Origin of the sequence: Micromonospora sp. NPDC007208, assembly GCF_042869175.1 — a bacterium.
GTDB classification, from domain to species: Bacteria; Actinomycetota; Actinomycetes; order Mycobacteriales; family Micromonosporaceae; genus Micromonospora; species Micromonospora foliorum.
In genome coordinates this window covers 1-21,182 of record NZ_JBIAFG010000023.1, presented here as the reverse complement: position 1 = coordinate 21,182, position 21,182 = coordinate 1, and the positions used below count along the sequence as shown (strand labels likewise).

The 21,182-nt window shown below is 71.4% G+C and carries 20 protein-coding genes and 1 riboswitch; of the genes, 7 read left to right on the top strand and 13 right to left on the bottom strand.

Translation table 11 applies throughout. From position 1 onward, the window contains the following. Positions 1–79 precede the first annotated feature (79 nt). Entirely contained in the window at positions 80–1,654 is a 1,575-nt protein-coding gene (locus ACFYL6_RS30855; protein ID WP_387176700.1) for a Na+/H+ antiporter, read from the top strand. Positions 1,655–1,728: 74 nt separating this feature from the next. Here ACFYL6_RS30855 and ACFYL6_RS30850 read toward each other — a convergent pair whose 3' ends face one another. From ACFYL6_RS30850 to ACFYL6_RS30830, 5 genes are all read right to left on the bottom strand, one after another. After that, a complete protein-coding gene (locus tag ACFYL6_RS30850) occupies positions 1,729–2,472 on the bottom strand; it encodes an amino acid ABC transporter ATP-binding protein (protein WP_387176698.1) in 744 nt (247 codons plus the stop codon). Next, positions 2,469–3,245 carry an amino acid ABC transporter permease gene (locus ACFYL6_RS30845; RefSeq protein WP_387176696.1) on the bottom strand — a complete coding sequence of 259 codons (777 nt, stop codon included), beginning with the start codon at positions 3,243–3,245 and terminating at the stop codon, positions 2,469–2,471. The genes ACFYL6_RS30850 and ACFYL6_RS30845 overlap by 4 nt, the downstream gene beginning before the upstream one ends. A gap of 39 nt (positions 3,246–3,284) precedes the next feature. Next, positions 3,285–4,184, bottom strand: a complete 900-nt coding sequence (locus ACFYL6_RS30840) for an ABC transporter substrate-binding protein (protein ID WP_387176694.1) — start codon at positions 4,182–4,184, stop codon at positions 3,285–3,287. A 99-nt stretch (positions 4,185–4,283) separates the two neighbouring features. Further along, positions 4,284–4,424, bottom strand: a complete 141-nt coding sequence (locus ACFYL6_RS30835; protein ID WP_387176692.1) for a hypothetical protein — start codon at positions 4,422–4,424, stop codon at positions 4,284–4,286. Positions 4,425–4,456: 32 nt separating this feature from the next. Continuing rightward, positions 4,457–4,568: riboswitch (SAM riboswitch) on the bottom strand. An 86-nt stretch (positions 4,569–4,654) separates the two neighbouring features. Further along, positions 4,655–6,613 (bottom strand): amino acid transporter, encoded by a 1,959-nt coding sequence (locus ACFYL6_RS30830; protein ID WP_387176690.1) that lies wholly within the window; start codon positions 6,611–6,613, stop codon positions 4,655–4,657. Between the two features lie 154 nt (positions 6,614–6,767). Between ACFYL6_RS30830 and corA the strand changes: the two genes are divergently transcribed. Continuing rightward, entirely contained in the window at positions 6,768–7,907 is a 1,140-nt protein-coding gene (gene corA / locus ACFYL6_RS30825; protein WP_387176688.1) for a magnesium/cobalt transporter CorA, read from the top strand. A gap of 16 nt (positions 7,908–7,923) precedes the next feature. Here the strand turns inward: corA and ACFYL6_RS30820 are convergent, their stop codons facing one another. Both ACFYL6_RS30820 and ACFYL6_RS30815 read right to left on the bottom strand, forming a co-directional pair. Next, positions 7,924–8,109: a hypothetical protein gene (locus ACFYL6_RS30820; RefSeq protein WP_238677098.1), complete on the bottom strand. Its 186-nt coding sequence runs from the start codon at positions 8,107–8,109 to the stop codon at positions 7,924–7,926. Between the two features lie 209 nt (positions 8,110–8,318). Then, positions 8,319–8,834 (bottom strand): 2'-5' RNA ligase family protein, encoded by a 516-nt coding sequence (locus ACFYL6_RS30815; RefSeq protein WP_387176686.1) that lies wholly within the window; start codon positions 8,832–8,834, stop codon positions 8,319–8,321. A gap of 78 nt (positions 8,835–8,912) precedes the next feature. Between ACFYL6_RS30815 and ACFYL6_RS30810 the strand changes: the two genes are divergently transcribed. After that, positions 8,913–9,422, top strand: coding sequence for a DinB family protein (locus ACFYL6_RS30810; RefSeq protein ID WP_387176684.1), 510 nt, complete (start codon positions 8,913–8,915; stop codon positions 9,420–9,422). A gap of 9 nt (positions 9,423–9,431) precedes the next feature. Here ACFYL6_RS30810 and ACFYL6_RS30805 read toward each other — a convergent pair whose 3' ends face one another. Next, positions 9,432–9,938 carry a DinB family protein gene (locus tag ACFYL6_RS30805; RefSeq protein WP_387176682.1) on the bottom strand — a complete coding sequence of 169 codons (507 nt, stop codon included), beginning with the start codon at positions 9,936–9,938 and terminating at the stop codon, positions 9,432–9,434. 134 nt (positions 9,939–10,072) lie between these two features. On the opposite strand from ACFYL6_RS30805, the gene ACFYL6_RS30800 reads away from it, so the two are divergent. Further along, entirely contained in the window at positions 10,073–10,987 is a 915-nt protein-coding gene (locus tag ACFYL6_RS30800; protein WP_387176680.1) for a DUF72 domain-containing protein, read from the top strand. 36 nt (positions 10,988–11,023) lie between these two features. Here ACFYL6_RS30800 and ACFYL6_RS30795 read toward each other — a convergent pair whose 3' ends face one another. Continuing rightward, entirely contained in the window at positions 11,024–11,395 is a 372-nt protein-coding gene (locus tag ACFYL6_RS30795; protein WP_357182197.1) for a hypothetical protein, read from the bottom strand. Positions 11,396–11,595: 200 nt separating this feature from the next. Then, the gene (locus tag ACFYL6_RS30790; RefSeq protein WP_387176678.1) at positions 11,596–12,225 is read right to left on the bottom strand and encodes a hypothetical protein; all 630 of its coding nucleotides are present in this window, start codon (positions 12,223–12,225) and stop codon (positions 11,596–11,598) included. 197 nt (positions 12,226–12,422) lie between these two features. Between ACFYL6_RS30790 and ACFYL6_RS30785 the strand changes: the two genes are divergently transcribed. Then, entirely contained in the window at positions 12,423–12,593 is a 171-nt protein-coding gene (locus ACFYL6_RS30785; RefSeq protein WP_238659120.1) for a hypothetical protein, read from the top strand. 33 nt (positions 12,594–12,626) lie between these two features. Here ACFYL6_RS30785 and ACFYL6_RS30780 read toward each other — a convergent pair whose 3' ends face one another. The 3 genes from ACFYL6_RS30780 to ACFYL6_RS30770 form a co-directional block, all read right to left on the bottom strand. Further along, positions 12,627–13,490: an alpha/beta fold hydrolase gene (locus tag ACFYL6_RS30780; RefSeq protein ID WP_387176676.1), complete on the bottom strand. Its 864-nt coding sequence runs from the start codon at positions 13,488–13,490 to the stop codon at positions 12,627–12,629. A gap of 142 nt (positions 13,491–13,632) precedes the next feature. Continuing rightward, positions 13,633–14,889 carry a hypothetical protein gene (locus tag ACFYL6_RS30775; RefSeq protein WP_387176674.1) on the bottom strand — a complete coding sequence of 419 codons (1,257 nt, stop codon included), beginning with the start codon at positions 14,887–14,889 and terminating at the stop codon, positions 13,633–13,635. A gap of 209 nt (positions 14,890–15,098) precedes the next feature. Then, positions 15,099–15,794, bottom strand: a complete 696-nt coding sequence (locus ACFYL6_RS30770) for a hypothetical protein (protein ID WP_387176672.1) — start codon at positions 15,792–15,794, stop codon at positions 15,099–15,101. Positions 15,795–16,072: 278 nt separating this feature from the next. Here ACFYL6_RS30770 and ACFYL6_RS30765 point away from each other — a divergent pair, with 278 nt between their 5' ends. Together ACFYL6_RS30765 and ACFYL6_RS30760 are read left to right on the top strand one after the other, a co-directional pair. Next, positions 16,073–18,130 (top strand): type IIA DNA topoisomerase subunit B, encoded by a 2,058-nt coding sequence (locus ACFYL6_RS30765; protein ID WP_387176670.1) that lies wholly within the window; start codon positions 16,073–16,075, stop codon positions 18,128–18,130. Between the two features lie 50 nt (positions 18,131–18,180). Further along, positions 18,181–20,664 (top strand): DNA topoisomerase (ATP-hydrolyzing) subunit A, encoded by a 2,484-nt coding sequence (locus ACFYL6_RS30760; RefSeq protein WP_387176668.1) that lies wholly within the window; start codon positions 18,181–18,183, stop codon positions 20,662–20,664. Positions 20,665–21,182 lie beyond the last annotated feature (518 nt).

Below are 21,182 nucleotides of genomic sequence, written 5' to 3'. Positions count from 1 at the left end.
CCCGGAACCAGCCGGCCGGTGCGGTCAGATGGAACCACCGGCGCGTCCACCGTCGGCCACGGTCGGAGGGGAGGTACGCGTGGAGGGCCTCATTCTGATCGTGACGCTCGGCGTCACCGTCCTCGTCGGCACCACTCTCGGCGGTCGGTACCGGGTCGCCCCGCCGGTCCTGCTCATCGCGTTCGGCGTGCTGCTCGGGCTCACGCCACCGCTGTCCAAGGTCACCCTGGAACCGGAGCTGGTTCTGCTGATCTTCCTGCCGGCGATCCTGTACCGGGAGAGCCTCACCATCAGCCTGCGGGAGATCCGGGCCAACCTGCCGGTGATCGGGCTGCTCGCCGTGGTGCTGGTGGTGCTGACCATGGTCACGGTGTCGTTCGCCGCGCAGGCGTTCGGGGTGAACCCCGCCGCCGCCTGGGTGCTCGGCGCGGTCCTCGCGCCGACCGACGCCGCCGCGGTCACCGGCCTGGCCAAGCGGCTGCCCCGGAAGCTGCTCACCACCCTGCACGCGGAGAGCCTGATCAACGACGGCACCGCGCTGGTGGTCTTCGCGGTCACGGTGGGTCTGCTGAGCGAGAGCGCCAAGCCGGGCGTGCTGGGCATCGGCGAGGAGTTCGTCGGCGCCAGCGTCGGCGGTGTGGTCGCCGGTCTGCTGGTGGGGGCGGCCGTGGTGCTGATCCGCAAGCGGCTCGACGATCCGCTGCGCGAGGGCGCGCTCAGCGTGCTGACACCCTTCGGCGCCTTCCTGCTCGCCGACTCCGTGCACGCCAGCGGCGTGCTGGCGGTGGTGGTCGCCGGCCTGGTGCTGGCCTACGCGGGCCCACGGGTGATCCGAGCGCGGTCCCGGGTGCTGGCGTACGCGTTCTGGGACCTGTCCACCTTCCTGATCAACGGCGGGTTGTTCGTCCTGCTCGGTACGCAGATCCCCCGCGCGGTGCGGAACATCACCAGCACCTCGCCGCAGCGGGCTCTGCTGATCGTGCTGGTGGTCACAGTTGTTGTGATCGGCACCCGCCTGCTCTTCGTCTACCTGACGGCGCAGTCGGCGCGACTGCGGCGCCGCCGGATAATGGACCCGAGCCAGGGGCCGTCCGCCTGGCGGGTGGGGACCGTCGCCGGCTGGTCCGGTTTCCGGGGCGCGGTGTCGCTGGCCGCCGCCCTGGCCGTCCCGACGGTGATGGTCAACGGTCGGCCGGTGGTCGAACGCGATCTGATCATCTTCGTCACCGCGCTGGTGATCGTGCTGATCATGCTCCTGCAGGGCACCACCCTGCCGTTGGTCGTCCGCTGGGCCGGGCTGAGCGGAGACCCGGAACGCGTCGACGAGGCCCGGAACGCCCGGCGGCGGGCCACCGAGGTGGGCCTGGCCGCTCTTCCCCAGGTAGCCGCCGAGGTCGGTGCCCAGGATGACGCGGTGCGTCGGCTGGAGGCCGAGTACCAGCGGCACCTGGAGGACCTCAACGAGAGGTGTGGGAACACCGCCGAGGAACGCCGGTTGGAACGCCGACTGCGCCTCGGCGTCCTCGCCCACAAGAGGCGGGAGGTCACCCGGCTGCGCGACAACCGGGAGATCGACGACCTGGTGCTGCAGGAACTCCAGGCCGCGTTGGACAACGAGGAGATCCGGCTGCTGGGGCGCGGGCCCAACGAATGACGGTCGGCAACCGTCCGGCCCGGCGTGGCTCAGCGCACCTGGTCTCGGCGCACCTGGTCTCGGAGCACCTGGTTTCAGAGCACCTGATCGAGGAACCGGCGAAGCCGCGGATGCTCGGCCCGCTCGAAGATCGCCTCGGGCGGGCCGGCCTCCAGCACCACGCCCCGGTCCATGAAGGCGACGGTGTCGGCGACCTGCCGGGCGAAGCCCATCTCGTGGGTCACCACCACCATGGTCATCCCGGCGGCGGACAGGTCGGCCATCACCCCGAGGACGCCCTTGACCAACTCCGGGTCGAGCGCCGAGGTCGCCTCGTCGAAGAGCATCACCTCGGGCCGCAGCGCCAGCGCGCGGGCGATCGCCACCCGCTGCTGCTGACCACCGGAGAGCTGCGCCGGTCGGGAGTTCGCCTTGCCGGCCAGCCCCACCAGCTCCAACTGGGCCCGGGCGACGGTCTCCGCCTCGTCCGCATCGAGCTTGCGCAGCCGGCGCAGCGCCAGCGTGACGTTGCGCAGCACGCTCATGTGCGGGAAGAGGTTGAACTGCTGGAAGACCATGCCCACCCGCTGCCGCAGCGCGTCCGGGTCGTCGCCCAGCACGCTGCGCCCGTCCAGCAGCACGTCGCCCCGGTCCGGTTCGATCAGCCGGTTGATGGTGCGCAGCAGGGTGGACTTGCCCGACCCGGACGGGCCGATGACGCAGGCCGTCGCGCCCCGCGGCACCGAGAGGTCGACGCCGCGCAGCACCCGGTTCGGTCCGAAGGCGAGGTGCACATCGCGTACGTCGAGGCTGACCGAGGTCGTCGTGGCGGTGGTCATCGCCTGTCTCCTTCCGTCACGGCGTACGACGCGGTGTCGTCGTCGTCCTCTTCGGTCGACGCGGTGGCCGGCCGACCATTGCGCAGCCGCCTGTCGATCCAGTTGACGACGTGCGTCAGCGGGACGGTCAGCGCCAGGTAGCAGAGCCCCGCCAACAGCAGCGCCGACTCGTTGCCGGTGGTGGCCGCGTAGTCCTGCCCGATCCGGAACAGCTCCCGCTGGCTGGCCACCAGGCCGAGGAAGTAGACCAGGCTGGAGTCCTTGATCAGCGCGATGAGCTGGTTCACCCAGGCCGGCAGCACCCGCCGGATGCCCTGCGGGATGATCACCAGCCGCATCGCGTCGGCCCAGGAGAAGCCGAGGGCCCGGGCGCCCTCCAACTGCGCGGCCTCCACCGACTGGATGCCCGAACGGAAGATCTCCCCGATGTACGCGGCGGCGATGAGAGACAGCGCCAGGATGCCCAACGGGTAGGGATCCGGCCCCCAGACCTGCATGCCCAGCGGGGCCAGCCCGACGCCGATCAGCAGGATCGTCGCCGCGGCCGGCAGCCCTCGGAACACGTCGGTGTAGACCCGCGCCGGCCAGCGCAACCAGCGGCTGCGGGAGATCCCGGCGACGGCCAGCAGCAGGCCCAGCACCGAGCCGAGCAGGGCGGCGGAGACCGCCAGGATCAGCGTGTTGGGCAACCCGACGGTCAGCATCTCGGGCAGCGCCTCGCGCATCGCGTCCCAGTCGAAGAAGGTCTCCCACAGGGTGCTCAACGGATCCATCGGTCGCTCCTCCTACCGCCCCGCTCGCTCGTCACCGGTTCAGGACGCGGCCGACGCCGACGCCGACGGTGCGGCCGACGCCGACGCCGACGCGGACGCCGACGGGACCGGCACCGTGCCGCTGCCCGGGGTGAAGTCCGCCGGGATCGGCCGGCCCGGGTAGTACTGCGCCTGCAACCGGCTCCAGGTGCCATCGGCGATGACCTCGTCGAGACCCTTGTTCAGCGCCTCCCGCAGCTTGTCGCTGCCCTTGGCCACGGCGTACGCGGTCGGTGCCGGGCTGAGCTGCTTGGCCGCCACGGTGATCTTGCCGTTGCTGTCGGTGGCCGACTTCTCGCCGATCTCCGCCGGGGCGATCCAGGCGTCGGCGGTGCCCGCCTTGAGCTGGTTGATCGCGCCGTTGTAGTCCGGCACCCGCACCGGGTTGAGCTGCTTGCCGGTGGCGTAGTCGTCCTGGACGGTGCCCTGCACCACCACGACCCGCTTGCCGGCGAGCTGGTCGAAGCTGGTGATCGGCGAGCCGGCCGGCACGTCCAGGCCGAAGTAGCCGAAGTCGTAGCCGTTGCCGAAGTCGACTGTCTTCTTGCGTGCCTCGGTGATGGTGATCGAGGAGCTGCCGACGTCGAACTTGCGGTTGTTGACCTGGCTGAGCAGCGCGGAGAAGTCGGTGCCGACGAACTCGACAGTGAGGCCGAGCTTGCCGGCCACGGCGGTCAGCAGGTCGTTGTCGAAGCCGGTGAACTTTCCGTCCTTCAGGTACACGTTCGGCGGGGCGTCGGTCAGCGTGCCGGCGCGCAGCACGCCCGGCTGCGCCAGGCCGTACGGGTTGGCGGTGGCGTCGGACGAGCTGTCGTCGCCGCAGCCGGTGAGGGCGGTGGCGGCCAGGATCGTGGCCGCGCCCAGGGCGGCGGCGCGGGTCAGGGCAGGAAGGAATCGCACGAGTGTCTCCGAAGGGTGGTGTCTCGGCGCGCACGGGCGTGCGCCACCGACGGGACGCCCGAGGGCGTACCGGTGGAAAGGGTTTCGGGAAGGGCTGTGCTAGAGCGCGATGCCGCGACGACAGGCGGCGCTGCACATTCGCATCATGTCCACGTGCCGTCGCCGGGTCAGGGCGGGCGAGGGTCGACCGGTGCGGGCGTCCGCGACGTCGGTCGGTGGGGCGGTGCTGAGGATGCGCATGGTTCTCCCGGGTCTGTGCTGACCTGGGTGCCAGGCCACGCTTGCACCGACGTCGTGCCGGTGCCTGGTCTTCACCCGGGGCACCCCACCGCGGAGGAGGGTTGCCGGCCAGCGAGCCGGGGCTTCGCGCTGGCACTCATGACCTGCGCCGAGGCTAGCAGTACCAACGGGTGGGTCGTCCAGTCGTTATGACCACGCTCACCGTGCGCGATGAGCTGCCCGCCCGCAGGTCAGCCGGCGTGCACATGCGGTCGACGGTGCGGGTCGGGCTCGTGGCGGCGCAGGATCTCCCGGGTCACCGAGGCGATGGCGCCCTGCCCGAACGCGAGGTAGCGCAGGAAGTTGCGAACCGGGCCGCCCTCGGACCACTCGAAGTAAATGTGGGGGCGCCGACGGCTGCGGTCGCGGATCTCCAGCAGCAGGGCGGCGAGCGCGGTGGGCACCGACGAGCTGGCCAGGCTGAGCACCGGGAAGCGGCCGTCGACCACGCTGCCGCGGACCAACAGCCCGGTCTCGAAGTCGGACGGGTCGGTGACCTTGACCTCGACGAAGATGACGTCGCCGTCGCCGGGGAAGTCGTTGTCCGCCATGGTCTGCGCCAGCTTGGCGTGGTATTCCGCCGCGTCACGCCGGTCGGGTTCGTGCGCGATGAGACGGATCCGTCGTCCGGCGCGTTCGTCGATCAGCCGGGCCGCGGTCGGGTCCAGCTCGACGTGGCCGACGCGTAGCTCGTAGGCCCGCATCAGCCGGGACAGCACCGACACCAGGATGATCCCACCGATGAAACAGGCCGCGATCTTGACACCGTCCGGGCGCTCGACCACGTTCGCCAGCGTGGTGTAGACGAAGATCACCGCGATGACTCCGAACGCGATGGTGCGACCGCGCTGACGCTGCCGTCGCACGGCGAGCGTCACCGCCGTCGCCGCTGAGGTGATCAACACCAGGACCCCGGTGGCGTACGCGCCGCCCTGCGCGTCGACGCTGGCCTCGAAGACGATCGTGATCAGGAACGCCACGGCGGTGAAGACCAGCACCAGCGGCCGTACGGCTCGCGCCCAGGTCGGCGCCATGCCGTAGCGGGGGAGGTAGCGCGGCACGAGGTTGAGTAGACCGGCCATCGCCGATGCCCCGGCGAACCAGAGGATTCCGATGGTGGACAGGTCGTAGACGGTGCCGAACACCTCGCCGAGGTGGGCGTGCGCCAGGTAGGCCAGCGCCCGCCCGTTCGCCGGCCCACCCGGCTGGAAGGCCTCCGGTGGGATGAGCACGGTGGTCGTCACGCTGCTGGTGATCAAAAAGACGCTCATGATCACTGCTGCCGTGGTGAGCAGCCGGCGCGCGCCACGGATCCGGCCCAACGGTCGGGCCTCCGAGTCCTGCGGGTCACCTCGTACGCTCGGCATGACCGCCACCCCGGTCTCGAAGCCGGACAGGCCCAACGCCAGCTTCGGAAAGACCAACAGCGACAGCCCGACCACCAACCACGGGTCGCCGTGCCCGGTGGTCAGCATGGTGGTCCAGTCGCCGACCGCGCTCGGATGCGTCACCACCCGCCACAGCGCGTCGGCCACCACCACCGCGTTCAGCGTCAGGTAGATCGCGACCAGGACGACGGCGATCCCGATGGCCTGGGTGAATCCCTTGAGGAACACCGCGCCCAGCAGCGACACGAGCAGCAGCGTGACCAGCACCTCGTGCCCCTTGAGCCCGCTCGGCCAGAACGGGTTCTCGTCGATGTGCGCCGTCGCGTCGGCGGCCGAGAGGGTGATGGTGATGATGAAGTCGGTGGCCGCGAAACCGAGCAGCACCAGCACCAGCAGCTTGCCCGGCCAGTAGTTGAGCAGGCGTACCAGCATCGCGATGGAGCCCTCACCGTGCGGGCTCTCCACCGCCACCCGCCGGTAGACCGGCAGCGCCCCCAGCAGGGTCACCAGCACCAGCACCAGGGTCGCCACCGGTGAGAGCGCCCCGGCGGCCAGCGCCGCGATGCCCGGTTGGTAACCCAGCGTGGAGAAGTAGTCGACACCGGTCAGGCACATCACCTTCCACCACGGGTGGTGCCGGTGCTCCGGCGGGCGCCCGTGCGGCCCCGGGTGCTGCACGGCCTGGTCCGAGCCGGCGTCGAGCAGCCACCCCCGCAACCGGCCGGCGCGTCTGTCGACAGTCACCGGCGCGTCCCCCGTCATCCCGCCCACGGTCACCGTGAGTATCCGCCCGTCGGGCCGCCCCCGTCCGCCAGTGCGCGGAACCCAGCCGGTGCCACGGCGGGTTTCGGGCCCGGGACAGAGGGAAAGGCAGCGCTCCGGGCTGGACCGGACGGCACCGGGGGAGGGACAGGGCATGGTCGGCGGCCGTCGCTTCCGCCCGGGTGGTGGCTTCGGCCGCCAACTCGACGAGTACGAGACGACTGTCGGCGTGCCGCCGCCCGCGGAGTCGCCCGCCACGCCCCGCGGCGGTCTCGTGGACAGCGCGGTCTACCTCCGCGGGCACCGGTTCGCCTCGCCGTCCGGCCTCGCCGAGACGTACCGCTGCCTCCAGGAGCAGGACGGCGCGATGGCCTGGATCGGGTTGTACCGGCCGGACATCGAGCAGATCACCTCGCTGGCCCGGGAGTTCCGGCTGCACGACCTGGCGGTCGAGGACGCGATCAACGCCCACCAACGGCCCAAGCTGGAGCGGTACGCGCACACCCTGTTCGTGGTGCTGCGCGCCGCCCGCTACGACGACCTCCGGGAGGAGGTCGAGTTCTCCGAGCTGCACCTGTTCATCGGGCCGGGCTTCGTGGTCACCGTCCGACACGGTGAGGCGCCGGACCTGGCCGCGGTGCGGCGGCGGATGGAGACCGAGGCGCAGATGCTCGCCCGGGGCCCGGAGGCGGTCCTGTACGCCATCCTCGACCAGGTCGTCGACGGGTACGCGCCGGTGGTGGCCGGGCTGGAGAACGACATCGACGAGATCGAGACCCAGGTGTTCGGTGGCGACCCGAACGCCAGCCGGCGGATCTACGGGCTCAGCCGCGAGGTCATCCAGTTCCAGCGGGCCGCCCGCCCCCTGCTCAGCGTGCTCGACGCGCTGGCCGACGGCGCCGACGGCACCGGCAGCGCCAGCACGGACGAGGAGCTACGCCGTTACCTGCGCGACGTGACCGACCACCTGACCCAGGTGGTGGAGCGGGTGGACGGGTTCCGGCACCTGTTGCAGAACATCCTCACCGTCAACGCCACCCTCGTCTCGCAGCAGCAGAACGAGGAGATGCGCAGCCTCACCGCGGCCAGCTACAGCCAGAACGAGGAGCTGAAGAAGGTCTCCTCCTGGGCGGCGATCCTCTTCGCTCCCACGCTCATCGGCACCGTGTACGGCATGAACTTCGTCCACATGCCGGAGCTGAACTGGCGTTTCGGCTATCTCTTCGCACTGCTGTTGATGCTGCTGGTCTGCGGCACCCTCTACGTGATCTTCAAGCGGCGCGGCTGGCTCTGAGCCGTGCGGCCGGAGTTCACTCGATGCCGCGCAGGATGTGCCGTTCGTCCTCGACGTCGTCGTCGCCGGCACTGATCCGGCCGAGCAGTACGGCGGCCGCCCAGATCGTCAGTGGCGTGGCCGCCCCGGTCATCCCGCCGCCGGTCCGGTCGTCCCGGGTCTGGCTCCGCTCCGTGCGCGGTGGCCTGCGCTGAGCCTGCATGGGCCCTGCCTCTCCTCGTTGAAGCCGCCGTGGGTGGCGCGGGGTGACCCCGCGCCACACCGGCCGGGCGAACCGCCTGTGAGCAGCCCACCACCGGTACGGCAGCCACTCGAACCTTCCCACGCCCGGCCGTATCCGCACCGCTTGTTTTCGGGTTTCCGACTGCCGCCCGCCAAACCGGACATTACGCGTCGACGGTCGAGTCACGGTCAAGGCAGCGGGTGGGCGATGCCGTGGGCGTGGTCGGTGAGCGCCGCGCCGACCACGGTCGCGGCCAGCGGTAACACCTCCAGACAGCGGCGTACCGCGGCGGCCATCAGCGTGTTCGGCACCCGCATGGAGAGCGTGCAGTGCGGCACCCAGCGCCCCGGCTGGTAGTGCTCGGCGAGGGGGATGCCGGCGGCGGCGAGCCGGTCGTGGACCAGCCGGTGGTGCGCCAGCAACTCCGGGGTGGGCGCCGGGCCGAGCCAGAGCACCCGACCGACGAACTGGCCGGCGTGCTGGAAGTCGAGTCGCAGTGGGGCGGCCACCATCGTCCCCTGTAGCGCCTCGGCGACCTGCTCGGGGTCGAAACGGGGGGCCACCGCGAGCGAGACGTGCGGACGGTGGCGCTGCTCCAGCAGCGAGCGCATGCTCTGCACACCCTCGGCCTCCAGCGCGTCCCAGAGCACCCGGATCCGGCGGGTGGCGTCCGGGTCCAGGTACAACTCCACCGCGGCGACCATTTGATCACCGTAGCGGCCGAGGTTTGCGCGCCCGGGTCCGGCGGTACCTGTTGGGAAACCGACCAGGAAGGCGTACCCGTGGATGTGAGTGACCTGCTGACCGAGGCGTACGACCGGCTGCCCGGCCTCGTCCGTGCGGCCGTCGACGGCCTCAGCCCCGAGCAACTGCGCCAGCAGCCGGGGCCGGGCGCCAACTCGATCGGCTGGCTGGTCTGGCACCTCACCCGGGTGCAGGACCACCACGTCGCCGACCTCCTCGACGCCGACCAGATCTGGGTGAGCGGCGACTGGGCGGGTCGGTTCGGGCTCGCCGCCGACCCCGACGACACCGGCTACGGGCACTCGCCAGCTCAGGTCGCGGCGGTGCGGCCGGAGAGCGCGCAGGCGCTGGTCGACTACTACGAGGCGGTCGCGGCGCGTACCGGAAGCTTTCTGGCCGGCCTGGGCCCCGCGGACCTGGACCGCGTGGTCGACGAGGGGTGGGATCCGCCGGTCACCCTCGGCGTCCGGTTGGTCAGCGTCGTCGACGACGACCTGCAACACGTGGGCCAGGCCGCCTACGTGCGTGGCCTGGTCGAGGCCGGCTGACGCGCCCCCTCACCCCATGGTCTTGGCGCCGTCGATCGACTCCCGCAGGATGTCGGCGTGCCCGGCGTGCTGGGCCGTCTCGGCGATGACGTGAAGCAGCACCCGGCGGACCGTCCAACTCGCTCCCGGCTCGAACCAGGGCGCCTGCGGCAGCGGGTGCGCCGCGTCCAGGTCGAGAGTGGCGACCAATTCGTCGGTCTGGCCGGCCACCTGCTGGAAGCGCTCGACCAACCCGGCGAGGGTCTCGCCCGGTGCCATCTGGAACTGACCGACCCAGTCGACCTCCTCGCGGCCCATCGCCTCGGCGCCGCCCACCGCGAAGAGCATCCACCGGTGCTCGACGCCGGCCACGTGCTTGATCAGGCCGCCGAGGCAGAGGCCGCTGACGGTGGGGCGGCTGGCCGCCTGCTCGTCGGTGAGCCCGTCGACGGTCTGCAAGAGGAAACCGCGGTGCCTGCGGAGCGCCTGCAGGAGGTCGGTGCGCTCACCGGTGAGCTGCTCGGTGCTGCTGGTCATGCCGCCACCCTTCGTTGATGTCCACCCGGTGCCACCGTAGGGCGGGGCGCCGACACTTTCCGGGCACGACACCGGGTCGACGCAAGACGGCCCAGCGGTTGCCGATCCGCGCCGGTGGCGGTCCACTGAATGACATGGGTGTGATTAAGGTGGGCACGTCGTCCTGGGCGGACCAGTCCCTGCTGCGCTCCGGGTGGTACCCACGCTCGGCCAGCACGCCGGCCCGTCGGCTGGGCTTCTACGCCAGCCAGTTCCCGTTGGTCGAGGTGGACACGTCCTACTACGCCATTCCGGTGCCGGAGACGACACAGGGCTGGGTGGACGCCACACCTGACGACTTCACCTTCGACGTCAAGGCGTTCAGCCTCTTCACCGGGCACCCGACGCCGGTCGCCGTGCTGCCCCGGGACCTGCGTCCGGCCGCCGGCCCGAGCCGGATCCGCCGCCGTGACCTGCCGGAGCCGGCGTACGACGAGCTGTGGGCCCGGTTCCGCGCGGCCCTCGACCCGATCGCGGCGGCCGGCAAGCTCGGGGTGGTGATGTTGCAGTTCCCCCCGTGGCTGGTGCGCAGCCCCGCGGCCGAACGCCGGATCGTCGAGCTGGCGCAGCGCTGCCGACCGTGGCGGGTCGCCGTGGAGCTGCGGCACGGCTCCTGGTTGGACGACGACGCCGCGGCGGGCACTCTGGACCTGCTCCGCGCCCACGACCTGTCGCTGGTCTGCGTCGACATGCCACAGGGGCACCCGTCGTCGGTGCCGCCGATCCTGACCAGGACGGCGGAGCCGGCGGTCGTCCGCTTCCACGGTCACAGCGACGCCTGGGGTGAGGGCGACAAGCAGGAGAAGTTCCGGTACGCGTACGCCGAGGACGAGCTACGGCACTGGGCAAAACTGCTGGCCGAGTTCGCCGGTCTCCCCGACGATCTGCACGTGCTGTTCAACAACTGCTGCGCCGGGCAGGCCCAGCGCGACGCCACCCGGCTGGCACAACTGCTCGCCGAGACGTTGGTCGCCGAGCAGGCCGACCAGGCCGTCCCGGCGACCGGCTGACCGCCGCACGAGCCACCCGGCCGGGCGCGGGTCCGCTCAGGACCGCCGTCCCCGGCTGCGGAGGGCGTCCTGGGTCGACTCGCCGATGTCCGCGTCGTCGGGGAAGCTCCGGCCGCTGGGGGCGGGATCGGGTGGGGCACCCGGTCCGGCCATCGTCGTACGGGTCGGCTCGACCGAGCCGAAGCCGTGTCGTCCGGCCGGGTCGGACCGGCCCGCCGGGGCACCCGCGCGCCGCTCTCCGCGCCGTCCCTCGGGCACCGCGGTCTCCTCGCTGCCCTCGTCCATCGGTGAGTCGTCGTCCGTGCCCCAGGGCGCGTCGGCGTCGAAGCCGTCGCTGGTGCCCCACGGCTTGGTCGCCTCCGGCTCCAGCCGGTCGTTGTCACCGCTGCGTCCCTTGTGCGCCGTCATGGCCACCCCGCTCGTCGGTCCGCCGCTACCGGCGGATGATGTGCCGTCCTCGGGCCGGGACTGCCCGCCCGAGGGCGGCGCTCGACATGTCGCCGGCACGCCGCCGCGCGCGCGGGACGCGTCGTCGCTCCGGTGCGCGCGTAGGGCCGGCCAGCGCCCCGCCGTCGAGGTGGCGGCGGGACGCCGGCCGTCCCGACGTTTCAGCGTCCGGCCATCGCCATCGGCCGCTTGCCGTTACTCATTCCCGCCATCTTGATCAGGCTCTTCGAGGCGCCCTTCATCCCGCCGGTGCGACCGAGCATCCCGCGGAACACCTGGCCGGGCTTCTGCTGCTCACCCATGTACGCGGTGACCACGACCAGGGTTCCGGTCAGCGCCGGAATGGCCCACTGGAGCAGCTTCATCTGCCGCTGTGACGAGGCCACACTGGCCGGGGTCTGGTGGTTCGGCTCGGTGGCGCCGCTCACCGACGGGCCGCCGGCCTTCTCCAGCCGCATACCGATCAACCGGCTGTAGCCGGTGACCGCCAGCGCGCCGATGGTCAACGCGGTCTTGATGGCGCTGACCCGGGCGACGCCGGACTGGGCCGCCACCCGTGGGCTCTCGGTCACCAGCTCGCCGACGGCGCCGGCCAGGTGGGCGCCGATCGCGGCCGCGTTGACCGGGGTCCACTTGGACCATCCGGCCGAGGCGACCGGGAGCCGCTGGGTCGAGTCGCTGATTTTCGCCGCTGCGCCGTTGACGCCGAAGGCACCCATGAGGGAGCCGCCAAACCAGGCCGCCAGGCCCAGATCGTGCATCGAGCGCAGTGCGGTGTGCCGTTCGGACATGTGATCCCCTTCCGCCGTGTCGGGCGGTGCGGCTTACCCGCCGGTCGGGCAGCTAACCCCGCCCCGGGCGGGCCGATCCGCACCCTGGTGGGCAGCTAGCGGACACCCGTGCCGTCGGCGGGTCGACCTCGCCCCGGCAGGAGTCGTTCGCCCGGTGGCGGGTACATCCCGAGCGACGCCGACGAGAGGGAAACGCGATGTCACAGCCGGACGAGAGCCGGGAGAAGACCCCCAAAACAGACGCCGTGCTCATGCACCCCGACAACGACCCACACCGCAACACGTCCGAGGTCGCGCCCCGCAAGGAGCACGCGGAGATCCAGGTGGAGCGGGACGGCGAACTGGTGCCGCTGGACCAGGACGAGTAGCCGACCGTCGCCCGCCGACCGGAGGAGTACGGCTCAGCGGGGCGGCAGGTCGCCGGCGAAACCAGCGATCCGCCGCGCCAGCGGGTCGCTGGCGCGGACCCAGGTGAAGTGGTCCAACGCGGCCCCGGCCTGCGCCACTGTGTACCGTTCCCGGGTCACCGGCGCGCCACCGAGCTTCGCGCAGAGGTGGTCCATGGTCTCGTGCGGGGTGAACTGGTCGTCGTCCACACTGACGGCCAGCACCGGGGTTCGTACCGCCTGGACCGCCGCCTCGGTGTCCGTACCGTCGAGCCGGGGGAACCGGCCGGTCCGCGCGGTGTACGCCCAGTCGCGGATCACGCCGCGTGCCTGCCGACCGCCGAAGCCCCAGCCCGGCCAGACCCCGAGCAGCGCCGCCGTCGCGGCGATCCCCTGGGTGTAGGGCAGCACGCCGAGGCCGCGGCGGCCCGGGTAGGTCCGCCAGTACGGGATGCCGACCGCGACCAGCGCCAACCCGTCCACCTCGTCGCCGCCGTGCAGGGCGAGGTGCAGCAGCGCGGCCTGCCCGCCGAGCGAGTGCCCGAGGAGCAGTCGGGTGCGTCCGTCCAGTCGTGGTTTGAGGGCGGCCAGGACGGCGCCGACGTCGCCGGCCAGTTCGGTGTAGCCGTGCCGGTCCGCCCGGCTCGGCGCGGGCGTGCTGGCCCCGGTGCCGCGCAGGTCGGCCACGACCACGGCCAACCCGGCGGCGCGCAGCGCGGCGGCGAAGGGCCGGTAGTACCGGGCCCGGACGCCCATCGCGGGCCAGATCACGACCACCGGAGCGCCGACCACCCCGGCCGGCTCCGGATAGACCTGCACACCCAGCCGACCACCGTCGACGTCGACGAACTCCTGCGCGTACTCCGCATCCCCGTTCACCGGCCCAGCCTACGGCCTGACGTTACCGGCGGGTAGCAGCAGACCGCAGGGTCGACGACCGCGGTGTGCGGACGCGTCGCACGCTCGACGGACGCGGCGGAGGGCCCCGCCGGCTGGCGGGGCCCTCCGAAGGACGCTGCGGTCAGGAGACCGAGATCGCCCCGTTGCTGGCGCGGACGCAGGCCACCGAACGGGCACTGGTGGAGGCTGCTCCGCTCAGGCACTGGCCGAGCACCTGGTGCCCGGTGGCGTTCGGGTGCCACGACTCCTGGCAGGTCTGGAAGTAGGTGACGCAGGTGTTGGCGATCCGCTGGATGGCGATCTTGTCCTTGCCGGCGAGGCTGGTGACGAAGGTGCCGGTCGCGCCGTCCTGGAGCCGGATCGGAGTGGCCAGCGCGCCGCTCGGGCTGCTGGTCTGCTCGCAGAGCCGGGCACCGTTGAAGGCCTGCTGCACGTTCAGGTACACCAGGTCGTCGCCCGGGAACTCGGCGGCCAGGGTGTTCCTGGTGGACTGCACGATGCTGCCCAGACCCTGGGAGAAGCGGTGCCCCGGTGCCAGGCTTGCCCGGTGGATCGGGCATCCGGCCGCGTACCGCTCGGCACCCAGGTCCCGGAACTTGTCCCGGGTGTCGTCCCGGCTGTCCTCCTCGTGGAACTGCTGGTTCAGGTCCAGCGGCAGCGGGTTCGTGTAGTCCTGGAACACCACCCGGTGCTGACCGTCCGCGTCCACCTGGTCGAGGGTGGTCAGGATCTGGCGTACGGCCGCGGTGGTCTCCGCGGTAGCGGCGCTGAGCTGCGCGGCGGTGGCCAGGTCGGCGTCGCTGCACGGCTTCTGCTCCACCGGCCCGTTCAGGTACGCCCAGAACTCCCACCAGCCGGTCCAGGCGTCGGCGATGAACCGGTTGGCGCACTTCTCCGCGACGCTGCCGAAGGTGAACGAGCTGTTGTTGGAGCCGAGGCCGACAAGCACCAGGTCGATGTCCTGGGTCTGCGCGACGGCACGAAGCTGGTCCAACTGCGCGGCCACGGTACGACCGTTGGTCCGCGCCTGGGAGGCGTTGGCGATGTCGTGGGGCTGGCCACCGGAGCAGGCCAGGTTGAACCGGTTCTGGATGCCCGGCAGGTTGGCCTGGTTGAGCGAGGCGTTCGCCGAACGGTGACAGAAGAACGCGTTGTTGTTCGCCGCCGTCCAACCGGGGAAGCCCTGGCTGACGCCGTTGACGTCGACCACCGGGGTGTACGCCCCGGCGCCCTCGCCACTGATGAAGCTGTCCCCGAGCGCCACCGCGGCGGTGGGCAACGCGGCGGACGCGGGTGCGGGCAGCGCGACGGCGGTCGACAACGCGGCCATGGCGATCGTTAGTCCCGCGGCGAGCGCGGTACGCCGGAACCTGGGCATGGGGCCCCCATCCATCGAAAGATGAAAGATTCTCTGAGAGCGCGATCAGATCACCCTCGTGCGACGGGCGTCAATGGCCCGTAACAGATTCGTTCGACGAAAGACACGCGTGCGTAGGCATCACGCCCTACGCGTCGAGATTGGACCCGCGCTCCGGGTCGCCGACCAACCCGCGCCCCTCGGGCGCAGGGAGTCAGGGAGTCAGGGAGTCAGCGACCGGTCGGGCCGCCGCGGCGGTTCAGCATGACCGCGCCCACGGCGTTCAGGGCGACACCCCAGATCAGGAGTACGCACACCCACTGCACCCACCGCAGCCCGCTCATCTCGCCTGAGAGCAGGTTGCGCACGCTGCCGAGCGGGGTGAGCCACGGCTGCGCCGCACGGAGGGCGTCCACGGCGCCCAGCAGCGCGAACAGCCCCAGCGGCAGGATGATCGTGGCCAGGAACGCCACCACCACCGAGCGCAGTAACAGGCCCAGGCCGGTGCCCACCAGGCCGGCGACGATCTGCACCAGCACGCTGCCCACCGCGACCGTCCCGGCGAACCGCCACGGCTCGTCGGCGAGGTCGGCCGGCGTGAGGGCCAGCGTCGCGGCGCAGATCAGCACACCGACCACGCCGATGACGACCGCCGGCAGCCCCACCGCGAGCACGGTGGGCAGAATCGGGCCGCGGACGGGCGCCCGGCGCAGGTCACGCACCAGCAGGATGCCGAAGAGTGGGGTCGCCACCGACATCAGGCTCTGCACAGTGTCCGAGAGTTGGGCGAAGGTCCGGTCGGCGGGAGCCGCCGCGACCAGCGCAACGGCGGCCAGCGCCCCTGCCACCAGGGTGCCCACCAGCAGCCACCGCCGGGCCGGCGTGCCGAGGGAGCGCCGCAGCGCGTCGCGGATCGTCTCGTCCATCTCGACCGCCTCCTGATCTCCTCGACCCGGACGGCGTGCACCCCGCGCGCAAAACCGGCCGCGATCACGGGTCAGCGTACCGGTGGCGGTGTCATTGCGTGGTCCCATGATCACCCGCCGGCTGTTCGTTGGCTCACGTCCGGCGGGCCGCGCGCGGCGGGTCGCGTAGGTCCTCCGGTAGTTGTCCTAGCCTCGGGCTAGGCTCGCTGCGGCGCGCCACGCCGGCTGATGTCGCCGGTGACCGGCAGCACACCGCCGAGACCGGGGAGTACGACCAGTTGACCGCAGAGCCTGACACCCTGTACGGGGCCGATGACCTCACCCACCTTGAGGGGCTGGACGCTGTCCGCAAGCGGCCCGGCATGTACATCGGTTCCACTGACAGCCGTGGCGTGGGTCACCTCGTCAACGAGATCCTCGACAACTCCACCGACGAGGGCGTCGCCGGTCACGCCAGCCACGTCGAGGTGATCCTGCACCCCGACGGCTCGGTCCAGGTCGACGACGACGGCCGGGGCATCCCCACCGACGTGCACGCCAAGTCCGGCATCTCCGGCGTCGAGCTGGTGCTGACCCGGCTGCATGCCGGTGGCAAGTTCGGCGGCTCCGGCTACAAGACCTCCGGCGGCCTGCACGGCGTCGGCGCGTCGGCGGTCAACGCGCTGTCCCGCCGCTTCGACGTGACCGTCCGCCGGGCCGGCAAGACCCACGCGATGTCGTTCCGGCACGGCGTCCCGGGCATCTTCGACGGCGACGGGCCGGACGCCCCCTTCACCGCCGGCCCCGGGCTCCAGGTGATTGGCGCCATGAAGCGCGGCCAACGCACCGGCACCTCGATCCGCTGGTGGCACGACGCCCGCTATTTCGAGACCGGCGCGGCGCTCGACGTCGACGCCGTCCGGATGAAGCTGCGCAACACCGCGTTCCTGGTCCCGGGCGTGACCTACCTGCTCCGCGACCTGACCGGCGAGGCGCCCGTCGAGGAGCGGTTCCACTACCCCAACGGGCTCAGCGACATGGTGGAGTTCCTCGCCCCGGCCGGCGACCGGCCGGTCTCCGGCACCCTGCTGGTCAACGGCGAGGGCACCTACCGGGAGAACGCCGCCGACGCCAACGGCGTCATGCAGTCCAACGTGCAGCGGCGGGCCGAGGTCGAGGTGGCGTTCCGGTGGGGCACCGGCTACGAGCGCACCGTCGAGTGCTTCACCAACACCATCCGCAACGCGCACGGCGGCACCCACCGCAAGGGCTTCGAGCGGGCCCTCGTCCGCGCGCTCGCCGACGCGATCCGCAACACCCGCGGTCTGCTCAAGGCCAAGGAGGAGCCGCCCACCCTGGACGACGTCCTCGAGGGGATGACCGCTGTGGTGCACGTGCGGATCCCCGAGCCGCAGTTCACCTCGCAGACCAAGGACGAGCTCTCCACCACCGGCATCACCAAGGTTCTCCAGTCCCTGGTCGACGCGCACATCAAGGCCTGGCTGGAGGACCGGCGCACCAAGGCCGAGGCGCGCACCGTCCTGCAGAAGATCGTCGACGCCGCCCGGGTGCGACTCACCCAGAAGCAACAGAAGGACGCCGCCCGGCGCAAGACCGCCCTGGAGGGCGCGTCCATGCCGCCGAAGCTTGTCGACTGCCGGGCCACCGGCATCGACCGCAGCGAGCTGTTCATCGTCGAGGGTGACAGCGCCCTGGGGACGAGCCGGATGGCCCGTTCCTCGGAATACCAGGCGCTGCTGCCGATCCGGGGCAAGATCCTCAACGTGCAGAAGGCCAACCTCCAGCAGGTTCTGGACAATGCCGAGTGCGCGGCCATCGTGCAGGTCCTTGGCGCCGGCTCGGGGCGTACCTTCGACCTCGCCGCACTGCGCTACGGCCGCGTCCTGATCATGGCCGACGCCGATGTGGACGGCGCCCACATCCGTACGCTGCTGATCACCCTGTTCGCCCGGTACATGCGTCCGCTGATCGAGGCCGGTCGGCTCTACGCCGCGATGCCGCCCCTGCACAAGATCACGACCAGGGGGCGCAGCCCGCAGACCGTCTACACCTACACCCAGGCCGAGATGGAGACGACGGTCCGCAAGCTGGAGAAGGCCGGCAAGCAGATCGTCACGCCCATCCCACGGTTCAAGGGTCTCGGTGAGATGGACGCCGACGAGTTGTGGGACACCACGATGAACCCGGCCACCCGCGCCGTCCGCCGGATCACCCTCGACGACGTCGACGCCGCCGAACGCATCCTCGAACTGCTGATGGGCGAGAAGGTCGAGCCGCGCCGCAACTGGCTCATCGACTCCGCCGACCGCGTCGACCGGGATGCGATCGACGCATGAGCGAGCGAGTTCGGTGCAGCGTCCGTTCCGTTCCAGTGGAGAGCTGAGTCATGGCACGCCGTAAGGAAAACAAGGTCGACCTCTCCTCGTTCGACCAGGCCGGCGCGCGGGTCTTCGACAACCCGCTGGTCACCGAGGTCTCCGACTCCTACCTGGAGTACGCGTTCTCGGTCATCCACTCCCGTGCACTGCCCGACGCCCGCGACGGCCTCAAGCCCGTGCACCGGCGCATCCTCTGGTCGATGTACGAGCAGGGCTACCGTCCCGACCGTGGGCACGTGAAGTCTGCCCGAATTGTCGGGGATACGATGGGAAAGTACCATCCGCACGGCGACACGGCGATCTACGACGCCATGGTCCGCCTCGCTCAGGACTTCTCCCTCAACGTGCCGCTCATCGACGGGCACGGCAACTTCGGCAGCCCCGACGACGGCCCGGCCGCCTCGCGGTACACCGAAGCGCGGATGTCCCGGGAGGCCATGCTGCTCGTCGGTGAGCTGGGCGAGGACACCGTCGATGTCGAGCCCAACTACGACGGGTCGCTGACCCAGCCGACCGTGCTGCCGGCCGCGTTCCCCAACCTGCTGGTCAACGGCGCGTCCGGGATCGCGGTCGGCATGGCCACCAACATGATCCCGCACAACCTGGCGGAGGTCGTCTCCGCGGCCCGCTGGCTGATCAACCACCCGGACGCCACTCTGGACAAACTCATGGAGTTCGTCCCCGGCCCCGACCTGCCCACCGGTGGGGTGCTGCTCGGCCTGGACGAGGTGCGCCGGGCGTACGAGACCGGGCGTGGCGTGGTGCGGATGCGCGGCAAGGTGGAGATCGGCCCGATCGAGGGCAGCCGGGGTCGTCAGGCGATCACCGTGGTCGAGCTGCCCTACGGCGTCGGCGCGGAGAAGGTCATCGCCGCGATCACCAACGAGGTCACCAAGACCAAGCGGCTGACCGGCATCGCCGACGTCAAGGACCTCACCGACCGGGAGAGCGGCACCCGGCTCGTCGTCGAGTGCAAGGTCGGGGTCAACCCGCAGGCACTGCTCGCCGACCTCTACCGGCTGACCCCGCTGGAGCAGTCGTTCGGTGTCAACAACCTGGTCCTGGTCGACGGGCAGCCGCGCACGCTGGGCCTCAAGGCGCTGCTGGAGGTCTTCCTGGCCCACCGGTACGAGGTTGTCACCCGGCGCACCTCGTACCGCCGACGCAAGCGTCAGGAGCGCCTGCACCTGGTCGACGGTCTGCTGATCGCGCTGCTGGACATCGACGAGGTGGTCCGGCTGATCCGGGGCAGCGACGACGCGCAGGCCGCGAAGGACGGGCTGATGAGCCGGTTCGGCCTCTCCGACATCCAGGCCACCTACATCCTGGACACGCCGTTGCGCCGGCTGACCAAGTTCGACCGCATCGAGCTGGAGGCCGAGCAGGAACGGCTGCGCGCCGAGATCGCCGAGCTGAGCAAGATCCTCGACGACGAGCGGGTGCTCAGGAAGGTGGTCTCCGACGAGCTGGCGGCCGTGGTCAAGCAGTTCGGCACCGAACGTCGTACGACGCTTGTCGACGGTGACCTGAAGGAGGTGCTGGCCGCGTCCGCGCCGGCCGGCCCCCTCGAAGTCGCCGACGACCCGTGCCAGGTGATCCTCTCGGCGACCGGGCTGGTCGCCCGGACCGCGGCCGAGTCGGAGGAGAGCTCCGAGGGGCGCCGACGCAACGGCCGGGTCAAGCACGACACGGTACGCGCGATCGTGCACTCCACCGCCCGTGGTCGGGTGCTGCTGTTGACCAGCGCCGGCAGGGCGTTCAAGGTCGACGTCCTGCCGCTGCCGGTGCTGCCCGAGCAGGCGGGCACGGTGTCACTGCGGGGCGGGATGTCCGCGGCCGAGTTGGTGCCGTTGGCGGCGGGGGAGACCGTCGTCGGCCTGGCCCCGCTCGGCGGGCAGGCGGAGGGCTCACCAGGGTTGGCGTTGGGCACCCGACTGGGCGCGGTGAAGATCTGCGCGCCGGAGTGGCCGGTGCGTTCCGACGAGTTCGAGGTGATCGGTCTGCGCGACGGTGACGAGGTCGTCGGGGCAACCTGGCTGACCGACGGCACCGAGACGCTGACCTTCGTCACCTCGGAGGCGTCGCTGTTGCGCTTCCCCGCCGGGTTGGTCCGGCCGCAGGGCCTCAAGGGCGGCGGTATGGCCGGCATCAACCTGCCGGCCGGTGCGCGGGTGGCGTTCTTCGGCGCGGTGCGCACCGACGACCCGGGGCATGGCGAGCCGATGGTGGTCACCTCCACCGGCGCGACGGTCAAGGTGACGCCGTTCAAGGCGTACCCGGCGAAGGGCCGGGCGACCGGCGGCGTGCGCGCGCACCGCTTCCTCAAGGGTGAGACGGACGTGGCCGTCGCCTGGGTGGGCCCGCGACCGGTCGGCGCGACCGCCACCGGCGACCCGGTGGAGTTGCCCGCGGCGGACCCCCGCCGCGACGGCAGCGGCTTCGCGGTGATGCTCGGCCCAACGGTCGTAGGCCACCTGATCGAACGCGACTAACCCCGCGAGCGTTGTCGCGACGTGCGTCCGGGCATGCCCGGCGCGCCCGGGGTGTGCTCGGCGTGTGCTCGGCGTGCCTGGGGTGCGCGCTCGGGGTGCCCGGCGTGCGCGGGGTGCGCGCTCGGGGTGCCCGGCGTGCCTGGGGTGCGCGCTGGGGGTGCCCGGCGTGCCTGGGGTGCGCGCTCAGCGTGCGCGTTCACCGTGCGCGCTCGGGGTGCGCGGCGTGCCCGGCGTGCTTGGGGTGCGCGCTCGGGGTGCCCGGCGTGCGCGCTCGGCGTGCCCGGCCTCAAGATCCGCACAACTTCGGGGAAGTTGCTGCTTCCGGAGTGCCGCAGGCAGCACTTTCCCTGAAGTTGTGCGGATCTTGTCGGCCGGGCCGCCGCGTGATCGTGCTCGATCCTGGAAGTAGTGGTTTCATCGACGGGCGGTTTCAAGCGGCTGTTGCGACCAGGTGTTTGTGGAGTACCTCGGCTGGATTCTGCCAGTCGAGGGTTTGGCGTGGTCGTTCGTTGAGTTCG

Coding starts and splice junctions, on each gene's coding strand:
- ACFYL6_RS30850 (WP_387176698.1), bottom strand. CDS start 2,472: ATGACCACCGCCACGACGACCTCGGTCAGCCTCGACGTACGCGATGTG.
- ACFYL6_RS30845 (WP_387176696.1), bottom strand. CDS start 3,245: ATGGATCCGTTGAGCACCCTGTGGGAGACCTTCTTCGACTGGGACGCG.
- ACFYL6_RS30835 (WP_387176692.1), bottom strand. CDS start 4,424: ATGCGCATCCTCAGCACCGCCCCACCGACCGACGTCGCGGACGCCCGC.
- ACFYL6_RS30830 (WP_387176690.1), bottom strand. CDS start 6,613: ATGACGGGGGACGCGCCGGTGACTGTCGACAGACGCGCCGGCCGGTTG.
- corA (WP_387176688.1), top strand. CDS start 6,768: ATGGTCGGCGGCCGTCGCTTCCGCCCGGGTGGTGGCTTCGGCCGCCAA.
- ACFYL6_RS30820 (WP_238677098.1), bottom strand. CDS start 8,109: ATGCAGGCTCAGCGCAGGCCACCGCGCACGGAGCGGAGCCAGACCCGG.
- ACFYL6_RS30815 (WP_387176686.1), bottom strand. CDS start 8,834: ATGGTCGCCGCGGTGGAGTTGTACCTGGACCCGGACGCCACCCGCCGG.
- ACFYL6_RS30805 (WP_387176682.1), bottom strand. CDS start 9,938: ATGACCAGCAGCACCGAGCAGCTCACCGGTGAGCGCACCGACCTCCTG.
- ACFYL6_RS30800 (WP_387176680.1), top strand. CDS start 10,073: ATGGGTGTGATTAAGGTGGGCACGTCGTCCTGGGCGGACCAGTCCCTG.
- ACFYL6_RS30795 (WP_357182197.1), bottom strand. CDS start 11,395: ATGACGGCGCACAAGGGACGCAGCGGTGACAACGACCGGCTGGAGCCG.
- ACFYL6_RS30790 (WP_387176678.1), bottom strand. CDS start 12,225: ATGTCCGAACGGCACACCGCACTGCGCTCGATGCACGATCTGGGCCTG.
- ACFYL6_RS30785 (WP_238659120.1), top strand. CDS start 12,423: ATGTCACAGCCGGACGAGAGCCGGGAGAAGACCCCCAAAACAGACGCC.
- ACFYL6_RS30775 (WP_387176674.1), bottom strand. CDS start 14,889: ATGCCCAGGTTCCGGCGTACCGCGCTCGCCGCGGGACTAACGATCGCC.
- ACFYL6_RS30770 (WP_387176672.1), bottom strand. CDS start 15,794: ATGGACGAGACGATCCGCGACGCGCTGCGGCGCTCCCTCGGCACGCCG.
- ACFYL6_RS30760 (WP_387176668.1), top strand. CDS start 18,181: ATGGCACGCCGTAAGGAAAACAAGGTCGACCTCTCCTCGTTCGACCAG.